1 protein-coding gene is annotated in these 2,709 nt (G+C 62.2%); it reads right to left on the reverse strand.

All coding sequences use genetic code 11. The features are described from left to right. Positions 1-2,709 (reverse strand): collagen-like protein (locus AC5WOF_RS19370; RefSeq protein WP_496051587.1); only part of this gene is annotated, 2,709 nt, incomplete at both ends.

The following is a 2,709-nucleotide window of genomic DNA, read 5'->3' on the forward strand; positions in this document are numbered from 1 at the left end:
GTACTTCCCGTACTTCCGGTGCTTCCAGTGGCTCCTATACTTCCGGCTGTTCCGGTGCTTCCGATCGCTCCAGTCGCCCCCGTACTTCCTGTATTTCCGGTGACTCCTATGCTTCCGGCTATTCCGGTGCTTCCAGTCGCTCCAGTCACTCCCGTGGCTCCGGTGGATCCTGTGCTTCCCGTCACTCCATCTGCTCCGGCTGCACCGGTGCTTCCCGTCATTCCCGTACTTCCGGTCACTCCAGTGGCTCCCGTCACTCCATCCGCTCCAGCTGCACCGGTGCTTCCCGTCGTTCCCGTACTTCCGGTCACTCCGGTGGCTCCCGTCACTCCATCCGCTCCAGCTGCACCGGTGCTTCCCGTCGTTCCCGTACTTCCGGTCACTCCGGTGGCTCCCGTCACTCCATCCGCTCCAGCTGCACCGGTGCTTCCCGTCGTTCCTGTACTTCCGGTCACTCCGGCGGCTCCCGTCACTCCATCCGCTCCAGCTGCACCGGTGCTTCCCGTCGTTCCCGTACTTCCGGTCACTCCAGTGGCTCCGGTGGCTCCGGTAGTTCCGGTTTCTCCGGTGGCTCCAGTGGTTCCGGTGACTCCAGTACTTCCGGTGGCTCCAGTACTTCCGGTGGCTCCGGTGGCTCCAGTTTCCCCTGTAGTTCCGGTGGCTCCAGTTTCTCCTGTAGTTCCGGTGGCTCCGGTGGCTCCTGTACTTCCGGTGGTTCCGGTGGTTCCGGTGGCTCCGGTGGCTCCTGTACTTCCGGTGGCTCCGGTGGCTCCCGTCACTCCATCCGCTCCAGCTGCACCGGTGCTTCCCGTTGTTCCCGTACTTCCGGTCACTCCATCTGCTCCGGCTGCACCGGTGCTTCCCGTCACGCCCGTACTCCCGGTCACTCCAGTGGCTCCAGTGGTTCCGGTGACTCCAGTGGCTCCAGTGGCTCCAGTGGCTCCAGTGGCTCCGGTAGTTCCGGTTTCTCCGGTGGCTCCAGTGGTTCCGGTGACTCCAGTACTTCCGGTGGCTCCAGTACTTCCGGTGGCTCCGGTAGTTCCGGTTTCTCCGGTGGCTCCCGTGATTCCGGTGACTCCGGTGGTTCCAGTGGCTCCAGTGGCTCCCGTTACTCCGATGGCTCCCGTATTTCCGGTTTCTCCGGTGGCTCCGGTAGTTCCGGTAGTTCCGGTAGTTCCGGTAGTTCCGGTAGTTCCGGTTTCTCCGGTGGCTCCCGTATTTCCGGTTTTTCCGGTGGCTCCAGTGGTTCCGGTGGCTCCAGTGGTTCCGGTGGCTCCAGTACTTCCGGTGGCTCCAGTACTTCCGGTTTCCCCTGTAGTTCCGGTGGCTCCCGTGATTCCGGTGACTCCGGTGGTTCCAGTGGCTCCCGTTACTCCGGTGGCTCCGGTAGTTCCCGTTACTCCGGTGGCTCCCGTATTTCCGGTTTCTCCGGTAGTTCCCGTTACTCCGGTGGCTCCGGTAGTTCCGGTGGCTCCGGTAGTTCCAGTTTCTCCAGTGGCTCCCGTGGCTCCGGTAGTTCCGGTGGCTCCGGTAGTTCCGGTAGTTCCAGTTTCTCCGGTGGCTCCCGTGGCTCCGGTAGTTCCGGTGGCTCCGGTAGTTCCGGTAGTTCCGGTAGTTCCGGTAGTTCCGGTGGCTCCGGTGGCTCCCGTTACTCCAGTGGATCCCGTTACTCCAGTGGCTCCCGTTACTCCAGTGGCTCCGGCGGCTCCAGTTTCTCCGGTGGCTCCGGTAGTTCCGGTGGCTCCGGTGGCTCCGGTGGCTCCCGTGGCTCCAGTGGTTCCGGTGGCTCCAGTACTTCCGGTGGCTCCAGTACTTCCGATGGCTCCAGTACTTCCGGTTTCCCCTGTAGTTCCAGTGGCTCCCGTTACTCCGGTGGCCCCCGTATTTCCGGTTTCTCCGGTAGTTCCCGTTACTCCGGTGGCTCCGGTAGTTCCGGTTGCTCCAGTAGTTCCAGTTTCTCCGGTGGCTCCCGTGGCTCCGGTAGTTCCGATGGCTCCAGTAGTTCCAGTTTCTCCGGTGGCTCCCGTGGCTCCGGTAGTTCCGGTTGCTCCGGTAGTTCCTGTGGCTCCGGTGGCTCCGGTTTCTCCGGTGGCTCCAGTGGTTCCGGTGGCTCCAGTACTTCCGGTGGCTCCAGTACTTCCGGTGGCTCCAGTACTTCCGGTGGCTCCCGTTACTCCGGTGGCCCCCGTATTTCCGGTTTCTCCGGTAGTTCCCGTTACTCCGGTGGCTCCGGTAGTTCCGGTTGCTCCGGTAGTTCCAGTTTCTCCGGTAGTTCCGGTGGCTCCGGTAGTTCCGGTTTCTCCGGTAGTTCCCGTTACTCCGGTGGCTCCTGTTACTCCGGTGGCTCCGGTAGTTCCGGTGGCTCCGGTAGTTCCGGTTTCCCCTGTAGTTCCGATGGCTCCGGTAGTTCCCGTTACTCCGGTGGCTCCCGTATTTCCGGTTTCTCCGGTGGCTCCTGTTACTCCGGTGGCTCCTGTTACTCCGGTGGCTCCAGTAGTTCCGGTGGCTCCAGTTGACGCACCGGTATTACCCACAGGACCTGTTGAGCCTGTTACTCCTGTTACTCCTGTTGCTCCAGTTGGACCAGTTAATCCTCTTGGACCTATTGTTCCCGTTAGACCGGTCGGACCTGTGCTTCCAGTTGCTCCGATTGAACCTGTCGGACCAGTTAATCCTCTTGGACCTATTGCTCCCGTTGGACCGGTCGGG

The sequence above is a fragment of the Shimazuella sp. NTD250 genome (assembly GCF_059510375.1).